At 66.7% G+C, this 19700-nt stretch carries 18 protein-coding genes and 1 tRNA gene; 9 read left to right on the plus strand and 10 right to left on the minus strand.

What is annotated here, in order from left to right:
• Positions 1 to 9 precede the first annotated feature (9 nt).
• Positions 10 to 315, plus strand: a complete 306-nt coding sequence (locus KB879_RS25480) for a putative signal transducing protein (protein ID WP_010813618.1) — start codon at positions 10 to 12, stop codon at positions 313 to 315.
• Positions 316 to 345: 30 nt separating this feature from the next.
• Here the strand turns inward: KB879_RS25480 and KB879_RS25485 are convergent, their stop codons facing one another.
• Positions 346 to 1341, minus strand: a complete 996-nt coding sequence (locus KB879_RS25485; protein WP_013957514.1) for a CobD/CbiB family protein — start codon at positions 1339 to 1341, stop codon at positions 346 to 348.
• A 179-nt stretch (positions 1342 to 1520) separates the two neighbouring features.
• Positions 1521 to 2219 carry a pirin family protein gene (locus KB879_RS25490; RefSeq protein WP_211980017.1) on the minus strand — a complete coding sequence of 233 codons (699 nt, stop codon included), beginning with the start codon at positions 2217 to 2219 and terminating at the stop codon, positions 1521 to 1523.
• 153 nt (positions 2220 to 2372) lie between these two features.
• On the opposite strand from KB879_RS25490, the gene KB879_RS25495 reads away from it, so the two are divergent.
• Both KB879_RS25495 and gluQRS read left to right on the plus strand, forming a co-directional pair.
• On the plus strand, positions 2373 to 3293 hold the full coding sequence (locus KB879_RS25495; RefSeq protein ID WP_018311622.1) for a LysR family transcriptional regulator: 921 nt from the start codon (positions 2373 to 2375) through the stop codon (positions 3291 to 3293).
• Positions 3294 to 3304: 11 nt separating this feature from the next.
• Entirely contained in the window at positions 3305 to 4231 is a 927-nt protein-coding gene (gluQRS, locus tag KB879_RS25500) for a tRNA glutamyl-Q(34) synthetase GluQRS (protein WP_211980018.1), read from the plus strand.
• 61 nt (positions 4232 to 4292) lie between these two features.
• On the opposite strand, the gene KB879_RS25505 is transcribed toward gluQRS, so the two are convergent.
• Entirely contained in the window at positions 4293 to 5795 is a 1503-nt protein-coding gene (locus KB879_RS25505) for a DEAD/DEAH box helicase (protein ID WP_176844223.1), read from the minus strand.
• 318 nt (positions 5796 to 6113) lie between these two features.
• On the opposite strand from KB879_RS25505, the gene KB879_RS25510 reads away from it, so the two are divergent.
• Complete coding sequence (locus KB879_RS25510) at positions 6114 to 6260, plus strand: hypothetical protein (RefSeq protein ID WP_013957519.1); 147 nt, start codon at positions 6114 to 6116, stop codon at positions 6258 to 6260.
• Positions 6261 to 6296: 36 nt separating this feature from the next.
• Here KB879_RS25510 and KB879_RS40240 read toward each other — a convergent pair whose 3' ends face one another.
• The 4 genes from KB879_RS40240 to KB879_RS25530 form a co-directional block, all read right to left on the minus strand.
• A complete protein-coding gene (locus KB879_RS40240) occupies positions 6297 to 6428 on the minus strand; it encodes a hypothetical protein (protein WP_256449251.1) in 132 nt (43 codons plus the stop codon).
• Positions 6429 to 6506: 78 nt separating this feature from the next.
• Complete coding sequence (locus tag KB879_RS25520) at positions 6507 to 8135, minus strand: acyl CoA:acetate/3-ketoacid CoA transferase (protein WP_211980019.1); 1629 nt, start codon at positions 8133 to 8135, stop codon at positions 6507 to 6509.
• 604 nt (positions 8136 to 8739) lie between these two features.
• On the minus strand, positions 8740 to 9093 hold the full coding sequence (locus KB879_RS25525; protein WP_013957521.1) for a DUF1428 domain-containing protein: 354 nt from the start codon (positions 9091 to 9093) through the stop codon (positions 8740 to 8742).
• Between the two features lie 85 nt (positions 9094 to 9178).
• Positions 9179 to 10096, minus strand: coding sequence for a LysR family transcriptional regulator (locus KB879_RS25530; protein ID WP_211980020.1), 918 nt, complete (start codon positions 10094 to 10096; stop codon positions 9179 to 9181).
• 179 nt (positions 10097 to 10275) lie between these two features.
• Here KB879_RS25530 and KB879_RS25535 point away from each other — a divergent pair, with 179 nt between their 5' ends.
• From KB879_RS25535 to KB879_RS25550, 4 genes are all read left to right on the plus strand, one after another.
• Positions 10276 to 11634 carry a nucleobase:cation symporter-2 family protein gene (locus tag KB879_RS25535; protein WP_211980021.1) on the plus strand — a complete coding sequence of 453 codons (1359 nt, stop codon included), beginning with the start codon at positions 10276 to 10278 and terminating at the stop codon, positions 11632 to 11634.
• A 29-nt stretch (positions 11635 to 11663) separates the two neighbouring features.
• Positions 11664 to 12173 carry a nucleoside deaminase gene (locus tag KB879_RS25540; protein ID WP_211980022.1) on the plus strand — a complete coding sequence of 170 codons (510 nt, stop codon included), beginning with the start codon at positions 11664 to 11666 and terminating at the stop codon, positions 12171 to 12173.
• A gap of 142 nt (positions 12174 to 12315) precedes the next feature.
• Positions 12316 to 12507 carry a hypothetical protein gene (locus KB879_RS25545; protein WP_153953661.1) on the plus strand — a complete coding sequence of 64 codons (192 nt, stop codon included), beginning with the start codon at positions 12316 to 12318 and terminating at the stop codon, positions 12505 to 12507.
• A 32-nt stretch (positions 12508 to 12539) separates the two neighbouring features.
• Complete coding sequence (locus KB879_RS25550; RefSeq protein ID WP_211980023.1) at positions 12540 to 14783, plus strand: phosphocholine-specific phospholipase C; 2244 nt, start codon at positions 12540 to 12542, stop codon at positions 14781 to 14783.
• Positions 14784 to 14843: 60 nt separating this feature from the next.
• Here the strand turns inward: KB879_RS25550 and KB879_RS25555 are convergent.
• A tRNA-Ile gene (locus KB879_RS25555) sits at positions 14844 to 14922 on the minus strand.
• 10 nt (positions 14923 to 14932) lie between these two features.
• Entirely contained in the window at positions 14933 to 17209 is a 2277-nt protein-coding gene (gene rpoD / locus KB879_RS25560) for an RNA polymerase sigma factor RpoD (protein WP_041228047.1), read from the minus strand.
• Between the two features lie 19 nt (positions 17210 to 17228).
• On the opposite strand from rpoD, the gene KB879_RS39515 reads away from it, so the two are divergent.
• Positions 17229 to 17594, plus strand: a complete 366-nt coding sequence (locus KB879_RS39515; RefSeq protein ID WP_035815784.1) for a hypothetical protein — start codon at positions 17229 to 17231, stop codon at positions 17592 to 17594.
• Between the two features lie 95 nt (positions 17595 to 17689).
• Here the strand turns inward: KB879_RS39515 and dnaG are convergent, their stop codons facing one another.
• On the minus strand, positions 17690 to 19501 hold the full coding sequence (dnaG, locus tag KB879_RS25565) for a DNA primase (protein ID WP_211980024.1): 1812 nt from the start codon (positions 19499 to 19501) through the stop codon (positions 17690 to 17692).
• Positions 19502 to 19700: the final 199 nt, after the last annotated feature.

Here is a 19700-nt window from a genome sequence, read left to right on the forward strand (position 1 = left end):
TGCGCTGCCATGAAACTGCTGCTGTCCGCCACTTCCCTCGTCCATGCGGCCCATTGCCGGAACGTCCTGCGGGCGGCCGGCATCCGGGCGGAATTGCGCAATACCTGGCTGGCCGGCGCGACCGGCGAGATCCCGTTCCGGGAGAGTGCGCCACAGGTGTGGCTGGTCGATGACGAGATGGAAGCGCAGGCGTGGGCCGTGCTCAATGCCGCCGCCAACCCGGCGCCGGGGCCCAGCTGGCAATGCCGCCACTGCCTGGAATGGCACGAGGCCCAGTTCGGCGCCTGCTGGCGCTGCGGCGCGGCCCGCGACTAGCGCGCCGACCCACCGTTTTTTAAACGCCCCTCAGCCGACCCAGAGCGCCAGCGACAGCATCGCGAGCAGCAGCATCCACAGCACCACCGCGCGCCATACCAGGCCCACGGCCGACTGCAGCGTGCGCACGCCGGGCTCGGTGCCGAATTCGGGCGGCACCGGTTCCGGGCCGCCGTTGTCCTCTTCCATGCCGGGCGCGTAGTCCACGGCCGGGCCGGCCACGCTGGTGCGCAGCACCACGGTGGAATCGTCCTCGGCCAGCGGCGTGCCCAGGCGCACGCCCAGCGCCCCGCCCCCGCTGGCAAGCAGGATGCCGTTGACGGCATCGTTCCACTTGCGCGCATGGTTGCGCCAGGCGTAGACCGCATCCTCGAAGTTGCCGACGATGGCAAAGCCGATCGCCGTCAGCCGCGACGGCACCCAGTCCAGCAAATAAAAGGCGCGCGCCGCAAAGCGGCCCAGCGCGGGGCTGCGCTCGGCCGAGGGCTGGTTCCAGTGGCGGCTCAGGTATTCGGCGGTGCGGTACAGCACCACCCCGCCGGGGCCGACCGGCACCAGGAACCAGAAGAACACGCCGAACACATGCCGGTGCACGGCGACGATTGCCGCTTCCAGCGTGTGCCGCACGATCTCGGAAACCGGCATCTCGACGGTGTCCAGGCCGGTCCACTCGTGCAGCAGCGTGCGCGCGGTATGGACGTCGTCGCGGTTCAGGGCCTCGTGGATGTCGGTAAAGAAGTGGCTGAACTGGCGAAAGCCCAACGTCATGTACAGCACCAGCACATTCCAGGCGAGCGTCAGCGCCACGCTGATCGAGGCCAGCAGGTAGTGCACCACGATCACCGCCAGGGTCAGCGGCACGACCACGGTCAGCCAGGCCAGCGCGGCGTCGCGCGGCCGGCCGGTGTCGAAGGCGTGTTCCGCACGGTCGCCGAGTGCGCGCACGATCTCGTGGATCGGGTTGTTGCGGCCCAGGGCGCGGAATTGTTCAGCGATCAGCGCCAGGAGAATGGAAACAAAGGTCATCTTGGTACGGGGTGTTCCAAGGGCACGCCTGGCCCTTCCGGGCTTGCCGGCGATGTGCCGGCACAGGCGCAATGCATAGCGAGAAGATAGCACAGCGCTACCTGCCGGGGCCCGGCGCGCGGTGCAAAAAACAAAAGCCCGCCGGAAGGCGGGCTCTTGCATGCGGCAATGAACGATGCTCAGGGCAGGTCGAACACCAGTACTTCGGCGCCATCGCCGCCAGACAGCGCGACCTCGCCCACGGCTTCCAGCTTCGCTGCGTCGCCGGCTTCAAGCGCCTTGCCGTTGACCGTCACCCGCCCGCGCGCCACGTGGACATAGGCGCGGCGGCCCGGCGCCAGCGCCAGCGTGGCCGCCTCGTCGCCATCGAACAGGCCGGCGTACAGGCGCACGTCCTGGTGCACCACCACCGAGCCCTCGGCGCCGTCGGCGCTGGCCACCAGGCGCAGCCTGCCGCGTTTGTCGGCTGCGTCGAAATGCTTTTCCTCGTAGCCGGGGTCGATACCGGTCTCAGCCGGCATGATCCAGATCTGCAGGAAGTGGGTGGTGTCATTCGCGGCGTGGTTGTACTCCGAATGACGCACGCCGGTGCCGGCGCTCATGCGCTGCACATCGCCAGGGCGGATCACGCTGCCGTTGCCCATGCTGTCCTTGTGGGCCAGTTCACCCTCCAGCACGTAGCTGATGATTTCCATGTCGCGGTGGCCGTGGGTGCCAAAGCCCATACCCGGCGCGACGCGGTCCTCGTTGATCACGCGCAGTGGCCCGAACTGCACATACTTCGGGTCATAGTAGTCGGCGAACGAGAATGAATGAAAAGACTTCAGCCAGCCATGATCGGCGTAACCACGCTCTGCAGACTTTCTGATTTCAATCATTTTGATGGCCCTCCTTGAGCCTGTTTGCCCGCGAGCACTGGCTTGATAACCGTGTCGCGGCATACGTTTTCGCTTTTGATGCTAGGAAGTTTAGGGCTTGAGGCGTATATTTACGGGGATCGTCTTAGAAGCAGTCATTCAGAATTTCTGAACATGGCCCTCTCACTAGAATCCCTCGAAGTCCTGGACGCCATTGAACGCAAGGGCAGCTTTGCAGCCGCCGCCCACGAGATGGGCAAGGTCCCTTCCGCGCTGACCTACGTGGTGCGCAAGCTGGAAGAAGACCTGGACGTGCTGCTGTTTGACCGACGCCGCCACCGTGCCGAGCTGACGCCGGCCGGCCGCGCCCTGCTCGATGAGGGCCGCCACCTGCTCCATGCCGCCGATGACCTGGCACGGCGCGTCAAGCGCCTGGCCACCGGCTGGGAGGCCACCCTCACCATCGTGGTCGACGACCTGATCAACTTCCGCGCGCTGCTGCCGGTGATCCACGACTTCTATGCCGAGAACACCGCCACCCGGCTGCGCTTTTCCAAGGAAGTGCTGGGCGGCGCCTGGGATGCGCTGGTCAGCAACCGCGCCGACCTGGTGATCGGCGGCGCCTACGATGCGCCCAGCACGCAGGGCTTCCAGATCCGGCCGCTGGGCTCGATGCCGTTCGTGTTTGCGGTGGCGGCGCACCATCCGCTAGCCACCGAGGAAGGCCCGCTCACCACCATCCAGATCGCCAGGCACCGCATCGTCGCGGTGGGCGACACCTCGCGCAACCTGCCAGCACGCACCCACGGCGTCCTGGCCGGCCAGGACGTACTGGTGGTGCCCACCATGCGCGACAAGCTGGAAGCGCAGATCCGCGGGCTGGGCTGCGGCTGGCTGCCGGCGCCGATGGCGCAACCCCATATCGAAAGCGGCGTGCTGCAGGCGCGCGAGACCGTCGAGGTGCGCGCGCCCGGCAACTTCAAGGTAGCCTGGCGCACCAGCAACCGCGGCAAGGCGCTGCAGTGGTGGGCCAGCAAGCTGGAAGACCCGCGCCTGGCGCAGGCGCTGCTGCAGCAACCCGACTTCGCCGGCTGAGGGCAGGCCTCATGGTAGTGACGGCAGTACCGACGGTTGCCGGGGCAGCCGGCTATCGCGGCCGCTTCGCCCCCTCGCCCACCGGGCCACTGCATATGGGCTCGCTGGTCACCGCGCTGGCCAGCTGGCTGGATGCGCGGGCGCACGGCGGCCAGTGGCTGGTGCGCATCGAGGACATCGACATGCCGCGCTGCGTGCGCGGCGCGGACGACGACATCCTGCTCACACTGGAACGCCTGGGCATGACGTCGGACGAGCCGCCGGTATGGCAGAGCCGGCGTGAACCGTTCTATGCCGATGCGCTGCGCCGCCTAGACGCCGCCGGGCAACTCTACCCCTGCGGCTGTTCGCGCAAGGAGATCGCCGATTCGCTGGTGCACGTGCGCGAGCGGCACCAGACCCTGGGCTATCCCGGCACTTGCCGCCACGGCCTGAACGGCAAGCTGCCGCGCGCCTGGCGCGTGCGCGTGCCGGACGGCCCAGCCGCCACCCTGTGCTTCGACGACCGCTGGCAGGGCCGCCAGTGCCAGGACCTGGAAACCGAACTGGGCGACTTCGTGCTGCGCCGCGCGGACGGGCTGTGGGCGTATCAACTGGCGGTAGTGGTGGATGACGGCCTGCAGGGCATCACGCATATCGTGCGCGGCGCCGACCTGCTCGACTCCACGCCGCGCCAGATCCACCTGCAGCACCTGCTGGGCCTGCCCACGCCGGCCTACCTGCACGTGCCGGTGGTGGCCAACCAGACCGGCGAGAAGCTGAGCAAGCAAAGCGGTGCGCAGGCAATCGACACCACCGCACCGCTGGACGCGCTGCGCGAAGCCGGCACCCACCTGGGGTTGTCGAACCACGCGGAGAGTGTGAACGACTGGCTTGCGCGTGCCACCGACGGGTGGCGCCAACTGCTGGCCAGGCTGCCGCAGCCCCTGCGCGGCTAGCGTCCCTCAAAAAGCAAATGGCCCGCGCAAGCGGGCCATTTTCAGCTACGGCAGGATCAGATCAGGACTTGCGCGGCACGCCACCCAGCAGGGCAGCCACCGGCCGCTTGGGCGCCTGGCGGCCGCGGCTCAGCGCAGCGGCCACTTCATCGGCCGCCTTGGCCTGGGCGACACTGGCGGCGCTGGGCTCGTACGGGCGCGAGAAGAACGGATCATCCGAGGCACGGAACACCTGGCGGTTGGCGCTGTGCTCGTGGCGGCGCGGACGCTCTTCGCCCTCGCCGTTGCCGCGCGCGCGGCGCACGTCACTACGCTCGCGGCGGCGCTCGGTGTCGCCCTGGCGGGCGCGCTCGCCGGTCGGGTCGAAGCCTTCCAGCTTGCCGCGCGGGATGCTGCGCTTGATCAGCTTCTCGATATCTGACAGCAAGCGCTCGTCATTGCCCGGCACGTAGATCGACAGCGCATCGCCGCTGGCGCCGGCACGGCCGGTACGGCCGATGCGGTGCACATAGTCTTCGGCGCTGTACGGCACGTCGAAATTGACCACGCACGGCATGTCGGGGATATCGAGCCCGCGCGCGGCCACGTCGGTGGCGACCAGCGCGTCGATGGTGCCGCTCTTGAAGCCTTCCAGCGTCTGCATGCGCTCGGTCTGGGTCTTGTCGCCGTGGATGGCGGCGGCGTTGATGCCCTCGCGCTCCAGGTGGCGCGCCAAGCGCGAGCAGCCGATCTTGCTGTTGACGAAGACGATGCACTGGCGCGACAGCCCCTGCTCGGCGCGCTGCTTGAGCAGGTGCACGACCGCTGCCTGCTTGTGGCCGTCTTCGACCAGGTACACCATCTGGCGCACGTTCTCGTTGGTCGAGTTGCTGCGCGCCACTTCAATGGTGACCGGGTGCTTCAGGTAGCTGGAGGCCAGCCGCTTGATTTCCGGCGAGAACGTGGCCGAGAACAGCAGCGTCTGGCGATGCGCCGGCAGCAGGTTGATGATGCGCTGCAGGTCCGGCAGGAAGCCCATGTCGAGCATGCGGTCGGCTTCGTCCAGCACCAGCATCTGCACCTGCGACAGGTTGACCGACTTCTGCTGCACGTGGTCCAGCAGGCGGCCGGGCGTGGCAACGAGGATTTCCACGCCGCGGCGCAGCGCATCGGTCTGCGGGTTCATGTCCACGCCGCCAAACACCACGGTACTGCGCAGGTCGGTGTGCTTGGCGTAGCGCGCGACGTTGTCGTAGACCTGGTCGGCCAGCTCGCGTGTGGGCGTCAGCATCAGCGCGCGCACCGGGTGGCGTGCCGGCGAGGCGCTAGCATTGGCCAGCGGCAGCAGGCGCTGGATGATCGGCAGCGCGAAGCCCGCGGTCTTGCCGGTGCCGGTCTGCGCGGCGCCCATCATGTCCTTGCCTATCAGCACGACCGGGATGGCCTGTGCCTGGATCGGGGTGGGCGTGGTGTAGCCCTGCTCGGACAAGGCGCGCAGGATGCGCGCGTCCAGGCCGAAGCTGTCGAATGTCTGCACGGCGGTCTGCCCCGCGGTAGTGGCTTCTGGTGCGTTCGTAGTGGTCATGGGTATCGGTGTCTGGCGGGAGGCGAACCCGGCACAAACGGATACGCGTCTGGAACTCATCTCGCCCTGACTCTCGCCTGGCGCCGGGAGGGTTCCGGCACGGCCATGCTGGCTGCAGCATTTGGCCAAGAGAATCAAAGACTTAGATTTTAGCACCTCTGCCAGCACAGTGGGCATTCTGGCAGCGCCGTGCGCCTGGCGCGACAGTAGGCGGCGCAGGCTGGCGGGATTTCAAGAAACTGTCATATCCGCCACGCAAGATGCCGGCGGCGCGGTGGCCACGGCCGGACCGCGCACCCCCATCTCACCGAGACCTACATGGACTTCGAGCTTTTCCGCCAGACCTGCCAGCAGTTCCTGCGCACCTCCAGCCAGTTCCTTGGCCTGGCCGCGGCCGCCTGCCAGCCGGCACTGCAATTGCCGGCCCTGCCGGCCAGCCAGCCCCAAGGGCAGCAGCCCGCCTGAACTTCAGCGGGGCCACCGAAGCGGCATCCGAATCACTCAGTCGCCGCGGATGCCGTTGTCCTGGATCACCTTGCCCCACTTGCTGTAGTCGGCCTTCATGCGCGCGGCCAGCTGCTCGGGCGGCATATAAGCGGCCACCGTGCCGGCGCCCAGTATTTTCTGCTGCACGGCCGGATCGGCCAGCGCCTAGCTCGGCCGACAGCGTGGCCACCACCTCCCTGGGCGTGCCGGCCGCAAATGACAGGATTACAGGTGCAGGGGCCCGGCCTGGAACAGGCGCGCATCCATTTCGCGCAGGTCCGGCGCCACGGCCACGGGCGTTGCGCACTGGTCCAGCACATCGCGCTGCAGGTCCACGCTCGGGGCGATCTCGACCAGCGTGAGGCGGGCTTCTCCGCCTGCGCCAGCGCGCATCTCGAACACCGCGCGCTCGGTGATGTACAGCACCGGGATGCCGAGCGACGCCACATAGGGCCCGTTGAAGCTCAGGTGCGACACCTCCGGCACGATCTTCTTCACGCGGCCTTCGCGCACGATCTGCAGGCGGCCTTCGCCGGCGCGGACTTCCAGCCCGCCCGCCGTAAGCGTGCCCATGAACACCACCGCGCGCGCGCTCTGCGTGATGTTGATAAAGCCGCCGACGCCGGCAATCGATGCGCCCTCGCCTTCGCCGAACTTGCTGACGTTGACGTTGCCGTGACCATCCAGCTCGGCCAGGCCGAGGATGGCCAGGTCGATGCCGCCGCCCTCGTAGAAATCGAACTGCGCGGGCTGGTCCACCACCGCCTCCGGGTAGGCCGAGGCACCGAAACTGAGGCCATCCGCGGGCGTGCCGCCGATGGGGCCGGCCTCGACGGTCAGCGTGAAGCCGTCCAGCCCGGCCTGGTGCGCCAGCATGCCGACCGCTGCCGGCATGCCCACGCCCAGGTTGACCACGCGCGGCGCACGGCGCGCCAGCTCCATCACCGCACGGCGCTGCACGATGGTGCGCGCGTCGAGCGGGCCGGCAGCCACCGGCGTCGCTTCCGCTTCGACCACTGCTGCCTCGCCCTGCCACGGCGTCACGTAGGCCGGGTTGTAGGACTCGGCAAACGTCATCTGATGGTTGGCGGGGTTGTCGCAGACCACCACGTAATCGACCAGGATGCCGGGCACGTGGATGGCCTGCAGGATCTCATGGTGGTCGACCAGGCTTTCCACCTGCGCGATCACGATGCCGCCCGAGTTATGGGCCGCCTGCGCCATCGCGAGCAGCTCATGGTGGAAGGCTTCGCGATGCGTGCTGAGGTTGCCGCGGGTGTCGGCAGCGGTGCAGCGGATCAGCGCGCAGTGGATCGGGAAGCTCGGGTAGAACAGGTATTCTTCGCCGCGGAAGTCGACCGCATCGACCCAGCATGCCTTGCCCCCGGCAATGGCCTGGCGCGCGCGCTCGTTGACGGCGCCGCCGTGGTAGCGCGCATCCTGCGCGGTGCGCGGGTCGACGAAGGTGTGCAGGCCGATCTTGGTCATCACGCCGGGCTTGCCGCCGGCGATGGCGCGGTACAGGTGCGTCAGCACGCCCTGCGGCAGGTTGTAGCCCTCGCACTGCTCCGCCATGGCCAGCGTGGCCAGCCGCGTGGCCGAGCGCCAGTGGCCGCCGACGATGCTGGCGGTCATGCCGGCATTGCCGAAGTGGTTCACGCCGCGCGCGCCGCGGTCGCCCTGCCCCGCCGAATACACCAGCGTCAGGTCGCGCGGCAGCCCGCTCTGCAGGAAGCGCTGTTCCAGCGCCTCGGTCACGGCCTCGGCATGGCCGGCGCCGACAAAGCCCGCGCTGGCCACGGTCCAGCCGTCCTGCACGAGTGCCGCCGCTTCGCGTGCGGTGATCACCTTCATCGCTGTCTCCGGTTTCGTTATGCCGTCCCGCTTCGGTGGCGAGACGTTTTTCGGTGCATTTCGTTTTTACGAAGCCGCCGTCGGCCCCCATGTAGAAAAGCCCCGCGTGCCGGGGAGGCAGCGGGGCTCAAATGGTAGCGGGGCAATCTGCTCGATCACCCGCGCCTTGATCTTGGCGCATCGCGCTACGGCGGGCATCCCCCAAATGTGGGCCATTGCCATGCCGCGTTGCCGGCAGGCCGCAAACGCGCCCTGCAAAGCCTGTCAATCATGGCCCTGTCACATTCCTGAAGGAATCCGGGTTTTCGCCGAGCGGGTTTTCGCCAGCTTCCGGCCAGCGGGCGAATGCGGTCTACTGGACTCACATCGACGGCTTGGCACCGCAAACGCCGGATCGCCACAGCCGATGGTGCCTCAGAACAAGTCCAATGACCGGGAGACAGACCATGGTGACGAAGAAAGAAGACGCTTTCGTACTGAAGAACCTTCTCGCCCTCGCAGCAGTGGAAACCCTGGGCGGCGCGATTGCCCTGGGCATGGTCTTCCACCTGATCTGATCTGGCTTGCCTGCGCGCCGGCGCTGCCACGCCGGCGCCCTGCCCGCTCACTCGTCGACAATCACCTCGAAGCCGCCAAAGATCATCCGCTGGCCGTCGAACGGCATCGGATCCATGCCTTCCTTCAGGCGCGGGTCTGCCATCGCCGCCTTCATGCCGGTGTCGCGCTTCTCCCGTGACGGCCACAGGATCCACGCGAACACCACCGCTTCATCCTCCTTGCGCTGCACCGCCATGGTAAAGGACGTGACCTTGCCTTCCGGCACATCGTCACCCCAGCATTCCACCACCTTCAGCGCGCCGTGCTCCTTGAACACCGCGGCTGCCTTCTGCGCCACCTGGCGATAGGTCTCGCGAGTGGCCTGGGGAACGGCCAGTACGAATCCGTCGATATAGGACATGGGCTTCACTCCTGGTCAGATTGAATCGGGCGAATCGGATCAAACGCGCGATTGCGTCTGACTACCATAGTCCATCGCCACGCCCTCAGCGGGTGGTCCGCTGCCCACGCCGGTCGACCTCGAACACCATGTTTTCCCGGAAGCGCTGCCGCAGCCACTGCTCGGCCCGGCCCTGCGGCCGGCCCGACTTCGCCCAGATCAGGTCGACGCTGACCAGCCAGTCCGTGTACGGATAGGCCACCAGGTCCAGTTCCACCAGTTCGCCGCGCTCCAGCGCCTCTCGCACCAGTTGCCGCGGCAGCGTCGCCCAGCCCAGCCCGCTTTTCACCATCTCGACCAGCGCCAGGTAGCTTTCGGCGCGCCACACCCGCGCCGCGCGAAGGTATTCGCTGGTGGGCAGCTTGTCGGCATGCGCGCTGAAGGCCAGGCGCCGATAGGCATGCAGGTCGGCAAACGAGACCTGCTCGCGCCCGGCCAGCGGGTGTCCCGGGTGCACCACGTGCACCATGATCAGCTTGCCCAACTGCACGAAGGCCAGTTCCGGCGCGTAGTGCGGCTGCGCGAAAGCAATGCCGAGCTCGGCCTCGCCCTGCAGCACCAGTTCGCTGACATCGCCGTAGACCGGGTTGCGGATGGTCAGGTCGACATACGGAAACTCCCGCTCGAATTCGGCCAGCACCGGCATCACCGCGTGGTACGGGATCTCGATCGCCAGCGTCAGCCCGGGCGGGTTGGCATCGGCCAGGCTGGCGGCATGGGCCTGCAGTGACAGGCAGCGCTCCAGCACCGCTTCGGCCTCGGTCAGCAGCTTGCGGCCGGCCTCGGTCAGCGCCGGATTGCGGCTGCTGCGGTCGAACAGCGGCACGCCCAGGTCGATCTCCAGGTTGGCCACCGCCGCGCTGATCGTGGACTGGGTCTTGCCCAGGCGCCGCGCGGCGGCGGAAAAGGAGCCTGTCTCAACCACCAGGGCGAATACCTGCAACTGGTCCAGCGAAAAGCGCATGGCCACCCTCCCACTACCCATCGACTGAATCGATAGGTATTGATTTGTTGTACCGATGAAATTGTGGAGATGATGCCGCAACGGCCGAGGAATCACTAACCCACGCAAACCCGGCCGGCGCTGCCCGATCCGCCCTGCCAGAGGCGGAAGCGGCTTCCATCGAAAAAGGAGACAAGCCCATGAAGACCCCCACGCCGGTACACCCGGTCGATGAAATCCTGCCGCTGCGCCAACTGGCGAGCTTTGGCCTGCAGCACGTGCTGGTGATGTACGCCGGCGCGGTCGCGGTGCCGCTGATCCTAGGCAGCGCGCTCGGGCTGTCCGCGGCGCAGGTGGTGACGCTGATCAACGCCAACCTGCTGACCTCGGGCATCGCCACCATGATCCAGTGCCTGGGCTGCTGGAAGTTCGGCGCGCGGCTGCCGATGATCCAGGGCTGCTCGTTTATCGCGCTGGCACCGATGATCATGATCGGCAAGCAATACGGGCTGACCACGGTGTTCGGCGCGGTGATCGCCGCCGGCGCTGCCACGATTGCGCTGGCGCCGGTGTTCAGCCGCATGCTGCGCTTCTTCCCGCCGGTGGTGATCGGCAGCCTGATCACCATCATCGGCATCTCGCTGATGCCGGCCGCGGCCATCTGGCTCGGCGGCGGCAACCCGGGCGCGGCGGATTTCGGCAGCATGCCGAACCTGCTGCTGGGCGCGGCCACCATCGCCATCACGCTGTTCATCTACGCGCGCTTTCGCGGCTTTGTCGGCAACCTCGCGGTGCTGCTGGGGCTGGTGGCCGGCACGGCCGTCGCCATGGCGTTCGGGCTGACCGACTTTGCCCATGTCGGCAACGCGGCGTGGTTCGAGGTGAGCCCGCCCTTCGCCTTCGGCATGCCGCAGTTCGGCGTGGCGCCAACGCTGGTGATGATCCTGGCGATGCTGGTGATCATGGCCGAGACCACCGGCAACTGCCTGGCCATCGGCCAGATCGTCGGCAAGCCCTCCAGCCAGGAAACGCTGGGCAATGCCTTCCGCGCCGACGGCTTGTCGACCATGCTGGGCGGCATCTTCAACAGCTTTCCCTACAACGCCTTCACGCAGAACACCGGCCTGATCGCGCTGTCCAGCGTCAAGAGTCGCTACGTGGTCGCTGCCGCCGGCGCGATCATGGTGCTGATGGGCCTGTTCCCCAAGCTCGGCGCGCTGATCGCCTCGGTGCCGCGGCCGGTGCTGGGCGGCTGCGCCATCGTGATGTTCGGCATGACCACGGTGGCCGGCATCCAGGAACTGTCGCGCGTGAAATTCGACGGCACCCGCAACGCCATCATCGTTGCGGTGTCCGTCAGCGTGGGCGTGCTGCCGATGTCCTTCCCCGCCCTGTTCGAGCATGCCGGCGGCTCGCTCAAGCTGGTGCTGGAAAGCGGCATCTTCCTCGGCGGCATCACCGCCATCCTGCTCAACGTGCTGCTCAACGGCAGCGACGCGCAGGCCGGCACGGAAGCGCCGCTGCTGCCAGCGCAAGCCGAAGAGTCGACCCTTTCCTGATTTCTTTTCCCCAACCGGAGACCCCAAGCATGACCCGAATCACAGACCCGTCCGGCGCCGAACTGTCGCCGCTCGACCTGGAGATGCTGCGCCAGTCGATCGCGCTGTCCGATGCATCCAGGGCGCGCGGCCGCCATCCGTTCGCCGCGCTGGTGGCCGACCAGGCCGGCAATATCATCGCCAGCGCCGGCAACAATTCGATGCCGCCGGAAGGCGACCCGACCCAGCACGCGGAACTGGTCGCCGCCGCGCAGGCCGCCCGTGCGCTGCCGCCGGAACAACTGGCCAACTGCACCCTCTACACCAGCGCGGAGCCGTGCTGCATGTGCGCCGGCGCGATCTACTGGACCGGCATCGGGCGCGTGGTCTATGCGCTGTCAGAGCACAAGCTGCTGGGCCTGACCGGCGACCATCCGGAGAACCCGACCTTCTCGCTGCCCTGCCGCGAAGTGTTCGCGCGCGGGCAGCGCCAGGTGGAGGTGGTCGGGCCGGTGCTGGAGGACGAAGCCGCGGCACCGCACGCAGGCTTCTGGAAGTAGCCATCCTGCCCGCCGTCCGCCAACCCGGCGGACGGCACGGACCGGCGTTGGACATTTTGTCATCGACACGTCACCCCGCCTTCCTACACTCGCCTGCTCCGGCTCCCAGCAGCCGCCACACCCACCCAGCCAGGCGAACCCGATGCTCCCCTGCAAGCTCCCAAGAACCCTGGCCGCGACCCTGATCGCGGCGGCATTGCTCACCGCATGTGGTGGCGATGACGGCGGCGGCAACCTGTCGCCGACTGCGACGGCCACGCCGAACGCACAACCGGAACAGCCCGGCAAGAAGCCAGACAAGCGGCCCGACCCGGTGATCCGCTGCGCCCCCTGACAACGCAAGTCCCGACGCAATCCGACAAGACCATGGTCTCTCGCCGCAACTTCCTGCAAGCCGCAGCCGGCACCGGCTTCGCCGCCGCCGCGCTGGCCGCGTTCCCGCCCAGCATCCGCAAGGCCCTGGCCATCCCGGCCAACAATGCCACCGGCACCATCAAGGATGTCGAGCATGTGGTGATCCTGATGCAGGAGAACCGTTCCTTCGACCACTACTTCGGCACGCTCAAGGGCGTGCGCGGGTTCGGCGACCGCTTCACCATCCCGCTGCCCAATGCGCGCAAGGTATGGCAGCAACAGCGCTCCAACGGCGCCGTGCTGACCCCGTATCACCTGGATGGCACCAACAACAACGCGCAGCGCGCGGCCGGCACGCCGCATGCCTGGGTGGACAGCCAGCAGGCCTGGGACCACGGCCGCATGGCCAACTGGCCGACGTACAAGACCAATACGTCGATGGGCTACTTCAAGGAGAAAGAGGTCCCGTTCCAGTTCGCGCTGGCCAATGCCTTTACGCTGTGCGACGCATACCATTGCTCGATGCATACGGGCACGGACGCGAACCGTTCGTTCCACCTGACCGGCACCAACGGCCCGACCGCCGCCAACGTCGCCTTCGTCAACAATGAGTGGGATGCGATCGACGGCCTGCCCGCCTCGGCCAACACCGGCTATACCTGGACGACCTACGCCGAGCGGCTGGAAGCGGCCGGCATCAGCTGGATCTGCTACCAGAACATGCCGGACGAATGGGGCGACAACATGCTGGGCGCGTTCCAGCAGTTCCGCAAGGCCAACCTGGCGTCGGGCTTTCCGGTATCCAGCGGCGGCGCGCCGGGCGCGCCCTATGCCAACACCGGCCAGCCGCTGCCGTACCACGCCTACGATGCGGCCACCGACAACGCCGCCAACCCGCTGTACAAGGGAGTGGCCAACACCCTGCCCGGCACCAAGCCCGAGGAATACCTCGACGCCTTTCGCCGCGACATCAAGGAAGGCAGGCTGCCGCAGGTTTCCTGGATCAACGCGCCGTCGATCTACTGCGAGCATCCCGGCCCGTCCAGCCCGGTCCAGGGCGCGTGGTTCCTGCAGGAAGTGCTGGACGCGCTGACCGCCGTGCCCGAAGTCTGGAGCAAGACCGTGCTGCTGGTCAACTTCGACGAGAACGACGGCTACTTCGACCACGTCCCCTCCCCCTCCGCGCCTTCGGTGAACCCCGACAGGACGCTGGCCGGCAAGGCGACGCTGAGCGATGCCGAGATGCAGGCCGAATACTTCAACCATCCGGCGCCGCCGGGCAGCAGGACCCAGCCCGCTGCGGACGGCCGCGTGTACGGGCCAGGGCCGCGCGTGCCGCTTTACGCGATCTCGCCGTGGAGCCGCGGCGGCTGGGTCAATTCCCAGGTGTTCGACCACACCTCCGTGCTGCGCTTCCTGGAAGCGCGGTTCGGCGTGACCGAACCCAACATCAGCCCGTTCCGCCGCGCCGTCTGCGGCGACCTGACCAGCGCATTCAACTTCAAGACGCCCAACTCGGAAGCCCTGCCCACGCTGGGCGGCCGCACCACGCGCAGCGACGCCGACCAGCTGCGCAAGGCCCAGCAGGCCCTGCCCGCGGTACCGCTGCCGGTCGACATGCAATTGCCGCTGCAGGCCACCGGCACGCGCCCGTCACGCGCGCTGCCGTATGAGCTGCACACCAGCGCGCGCTGCAGCGCCGTGGGGCAGGTCGAACTGGTGTTCGCCAACACCGGCACGCAAGCGGCGGTGTTCCACGTCTACGACCGCTACCAGCTGGGACGCATTCCGCGCCGTTATGTCGTGGAAGCCGGCAAGTCCCTGACCGATACCTGGAACGTGTTCCAGGACAACGCCGGGCAATACGACCTGTGGGTGCTGGGCCCCAACGGCTTTCACCGCCATTTCCGCGGCGATACCAACCGCATCGGCGATACCGGCATCGCACCGGAGATCCGCGTCTGCTACGACATTGCCAATGGCGATGTCTACGTCGACCTGATCAACGCCGGCCGCAGGGCCTGCCACTTCAACATCCAGGCGCTCGCGTACCGAACCGATGGCCCGTGGCCGGTCACCGTCGGCGCCAACGGCGACAAATCCGTGTATTGGTCGCTGGAGGAAAGCGGTCAGTGGTATGACTTTGCGGTGACGTGCGACAGCGACCCGGCCTTCTATCGACGCTTTGCGGGACGGGTGGAGACCGGCAGGCATACGGTGAGCGATCCGGCGATGGGGTTGGTGACGCAGGATTGAGCGGTAGTTCGAGGTAAAAAAAAGGGACTGCAGGTATCAACCTGCAGTCCCTTTTCACATTGGTGGGCCTCCCGTGAGTCGAACACGGCACCAACGGATTATGAGTCCGCTGCTCTAACCAGGCATGAGCTAGAGGCCCTTGGAAGCGTTTAGTTGCCTTCCAGGAAGCTCTTCAGCTTGTCCGAGCGGCTCGGGTGGCGCAGCTTGCGCAGTGCCTTGGCCTCGATCTGGCGGATCCGTTCACGCGTGACGTCGAACTGCTTGCCGACCTCCTCCAGCGTGTGGTCGGTGCTCATTTCGATGCCGAAGCGCATGCGCAGCACCTTGGCTTCGCGCGGCGTGAGCGAGTCCAGCACGTCCTTGACGACGTCGCGCATGGAACCGTGCAGCGCCGCTTCGGCCGGGGCCAGCGTGTTGGTGTCCTCGATGAAGTCGCCCAGATGGGAGTCGTCGTCGTCACCGATCGGCGTTTCCATGGAGATCGGCTCTTTGGCGATCTTCATGATCTTGCGGATCTTGTCTTCCGGCATCTCCATCTTCTCGGCCAGCGTTGCCGGATCCGGCTCATTGCCGGTTTCCTGCAGGATCTGGCGCGAGATGCGGTTCATCTTGTTGATCGTCTCGATCATGTGCACCGGGATGCGGATGGTGCGTGCCTGGTCGGCGATCGAGCGCGTGATGGCCTGGCGGATCCACCACGTGGCGTAGGTCGAGAACTTGTAGCCGCGGCGGTATTCGAACTTGTCCACCGCCTTCATCAGGCCGATGTTGCCTTCCTGGATCAGGTCGAGGAACTGCAGGCCGCGGTTGGTGTACTTCTTGGCGATCGAGATCACCAGGCGCAGGTTGGCCTCGGTCATCTCGCGCTTGGCTTCGCGGGCACGACGCTCGCCTTCGGCCATCTTGCGGTTGACGCCCTTCAGTTCCTTCAGCGGCAGCACCACGCGCGACTGCAGGTCGATCAGCTTCTGCTGCAGCTCATGCACGGCCGGCACATTGCGCTCGACGATGGTGCTGTAGGGCTTGCCGTCGGCGACGATGGTGTGGACCCACTCGAGGTTGGTCTCGTTGCCCGGGAAGCGGGCGACGAACTCCGCGCGCGGCATGCCGCACTTGTCCACGATGGTGTTCAGGATGGCACGCTCGAGCTTGCGCACTTCGTCCACCTGGCCGCGCAGCGTGTCGCACAGGCGCTCGACATTGCGGGCGGTGAAGCGGATCCCCATCAGCTCGGCCTGGATGGCTTCCTGCGCCTTGACGTAGGGCTTGGAGTTGTAGCCTTCCTTCTCGAACGCGCGGCGCATCTTGTCGAACTGCTCGGCGATCACGCGGAATTTCTCCAGCGCGTTCTGCTTCAGCTCTTCCAGCTGGCGCGCGGAGGCACCGGCACCGGCGCCGCCTTCATCGTCCTCATCCTCGTCGGCGTCTTCCTCGTCGTCGGACTCGAGGTCCTCTTCAGCGGCAGGCGCAGCGGCGGCGGCCGGAGACTCGGCCACTTCCTCGGCGTTCGGGTCGATCAGGCCGTCGACGAATTCGTCGATCTTGATCTCGTCGTTGGCCACGCGCTCGGCATGGGCCAGGATCTCGGAGATGGTGACCGGGCAAGCCGAAATCGCCATCACCATGTCCTTCAGGCCGGCCTCGATGCGCTTGGCGATCTCGATTTCGCCTTCACGCGTGAGCAACTCGACCGTGCCCATTTCGCGCATGTACATGCGCACCGGGTCGGTGGTGCGGCCGAACTCGGAGTCCACCGTGGACAGGGCCGCTTCGGCCTCTTCCTCGGCTTCTTCCTCGCTGGTGGCGGACGGGGCATTGTCGTTGAGCAGCAGCGTCTCGGCATCCGGCGCCTGTTCGTAGACAGCGATGCCGATGTCGTTCAGCGTGGCGACCAGCGTGTCGATCGTTTCCGAATCGACCATGTCGTCCGGCAGGTGATCGTTGATTTCCGCGTAGGTCAGGTAGCCGCGCGACTTGCCCAGCTTGATCAGCGCCTTGAGCTTCTGACGGCGCAGTTCAAGCTCTTCCTCGGTGCCCTGCTGCGTCGAGGCGAACTCCTTGAGCAGGGCCTTTTCCTTGGCCTTGCGGTCCTTGGCCTTCTGCTTTTCGGTCTTCGGCGCCGCGGCTGGGGTTGCCGCCGGGCGCGCATCGTTCTCGTAAAACTCTTCAGTCACGTCGTCTGTTGTGCTGTCGTCGTGCTGCATCTCGGCCTTGGGCTTGCGGCCACGCTTTTTCGGCTCCGGCTTGATTGCCGGCGCAGCGGGACGCTCGGATGCAACGGATGCAGGTGTCGCGGCACGCGCCTTGGTTGCCGTAGTGGTGGTGCCGGCCTTGGCTTCCCCACTCTTGACGCCGGCGGCTGCCGCTCGCTTGCTCTCGACTTCGGTATTCTGCTGTTTCGCCACGGTGATACTCTTACCTTTCACTGGTGCAGATGCGGCGACCTTGCCGCTCGTACTGGCGCTCTTGCCGCTCTCGCGTGCCGAAGTCGAGGCCTTTGTCTTTTCGGATGTGCGAGTCCTGGTGGGAGTCGTCACGGCGGGCGCTTGCGCGCTACGCACGGACTTTGATGGCGCAGACCGGGCTGGTGTCTTGACTGACGCGGTCGATGTCTTCGCCGCCGTTGTTTTCACAGACGCCTTGCCGCTCCCTGATTGGGGAGCTTTAGAGGTAACCCTTTCGGTTGCTTTGGCCTTTGCCATTGGCACGCTCACTTTCACCAGAACTGGAGAGAAAGATTTCGCAATCCAAACCGGCTATTGTAGCACGCCACGCATAGCCGGCTCCCTGTCAGGTGAGGTTTTCACCTGAAAAATCAAGGCTTAAGCTCGGCAGGGCCGGGCCCAGTCCCTTATCCAACGCTTGCTGCTGTCTCCTGGTTGATGACCAGGGCACCCGCAGGCACCTCAGCCAAGTTGGCGCCGCCGGTGGATTTCCCCCACCAGCCAGCGCATGCGCTGCTTGGCCGCTTCATCGGCCGTGCCCGCCACCACCTCCGCCTGCAGGCCGTCGAGTTCGCGCCGCAGCGGCTCGGCCAGCAGCTTGGTAATGGCCGCATCGAAATCCTGTATTGCGGGTGCTTCTTCGATCTCTTCTCGCAGCACCGCGGTACGTGCCACGGCATACACCTCGGCATAGGGCGACTGGGCCAGGTGCTCGCTGAAGGCCGCAAAATTGACCTCGCCCTGCACGCTGTCGCACGCCTCCACTAGGTGCGCCAGCACTTCACTGTCGCTGCTCTCGCCGCCCAGCAGCAGCGCGCGCGCATCCTCGTCAAGCCTTGCCGACAGCGCCGGATAGCACATCAGCAGCTGGATCACCCGCTGTTCCAGCCCGGTCGGGGCCTGGCGGCGGGTGCGCGGGCGCGGCTGGGCGAAGCGGCCGACGCGGGCCGGGTCGCTGCGCAGGCCGCAGATGGCTTCGATCTCCGCGGGTGTCGTCCCCGTGGCATCGGCAAGTTCGCGCACAATCTGTAGCCTCAGGCCGCCGGCGGGCATGGCCTGCAGCAGCGGCTTGGCCTCGTACTGGGCCCGGGCGCGGCCCTCCGGCTGGCGCAGGTCCAGCTCCTCGGTGACCGACTGCAGCAGGAAGCGCGACAGCGGCATGGCATTGCGCACCTGGTTGGCAAAGGCCTCGGTGCCCTCTTCGCGCACATAGCTGTCCGGATCGTGCTCGGACGGCAGGAACAGGAAGCGGATGGTCTTGTTGTCCGCCACGTGCGGCAAGCAGGCCTCCAGCGCGCGCCGGGCCGCGCGGCGCCCGGCAGAGTCGCCGTCGAACGAAAACACCACGGCGTCGGTCTGGCGCAGCAGCTTCTGCACATGCACAGGGGTGCACGCCGTGCCCAGGGTGGCAACGGCATTGGCAAAACCGAGCTGGGCCAGCGCCACGACGTCCATATAACCTTCGACCACCAGCACGTAGCCAGTTTCCCGGATCGCGTGACGGGCCTCGAACAACCCGTACAACTCCGTGCCCTTGCTGAACAGCGGGGTCTCGGGCGAGTTCAGGTACTTGGGCTCGCCCTGCCCCATCACGCGGCCGCCGAAGCCGATCACGGCCCCTTTGGTGTTGCGGATAGGGAACATGATGCGGTCGCGGAAGCGGTCGTAGCGGCGCGGCTTGCCGTCCGCATCGCGCTTCTCGCTTTCGATCAGCAGGCCGCACTCGACCAGCGGCGCCGACACGTTGTCATCACGATAGCTGCCGAACACGGCCTCAAGGCCCTGCCAGTCATCCGGCGCATAGCCCAGGCCGAAGTTCGCGGCGATCTCGCCGGTGAGGCCGCGGCCCTTCAGGTACTGGATCGCCTGCGGCGCGCCGCGCAGCTGGCGGCGGTAGAAATCGGTGGCGCGGGTCATTGCGTCGGACAGCGCCACCGAACGGGCCTGCTGTTCCGCGCGCTGCCCGGGCGGCAGCCGGTCGCGCTCTTCCGGCACGCTCATGCCAACGGACTGGGCCAGTTCGCGCACCGCTTCCGGATAGGACTGGCCGGAAAATTCCATCAGAAAGCCGATGGCCGAGCCGTGGGCGCCACATCCGAAGCAGTGGTAGAACTGCTTAGTCGGCGACACCGTGAATGACGGTGATTTCTCGTTATGGAAGGGGCACAGCCCCATGAAGTTGGCGCCGCCCTTCTTCAGCTGCACATACTTGCCCACCACATCGACAATGTCGACACGGTTGAGCAGGTCCTGAATAAAGGATTGCGGAATCACCCGACTGACCGTCCTGAGGCATGGCCGTCCCGCGGCGGGCGGCATCTTTTAGGAATGCGTGACCGGTGCGGCGCCCGGCTGCTATCGGAATATTGTAGTGCAGCGTGATAAGGCCGCCCGGACTGCGTGACATCTCCGTGCAACTGCACCGAACCACGCGGATCCGGTGCTTATCCTGCTCGCAACCGATTAAATCAGT

The sequence above is a fragment of the Cupriavidus sp. KK10 genome (genome assembly GCF_018223725.1).
Lineage (GTDB): Bacteria > Pseudomonadota > Gammaproteobacteria > Burkholderiales > Burkholderiaceae > Cupriavidus > Cupriavidus necator.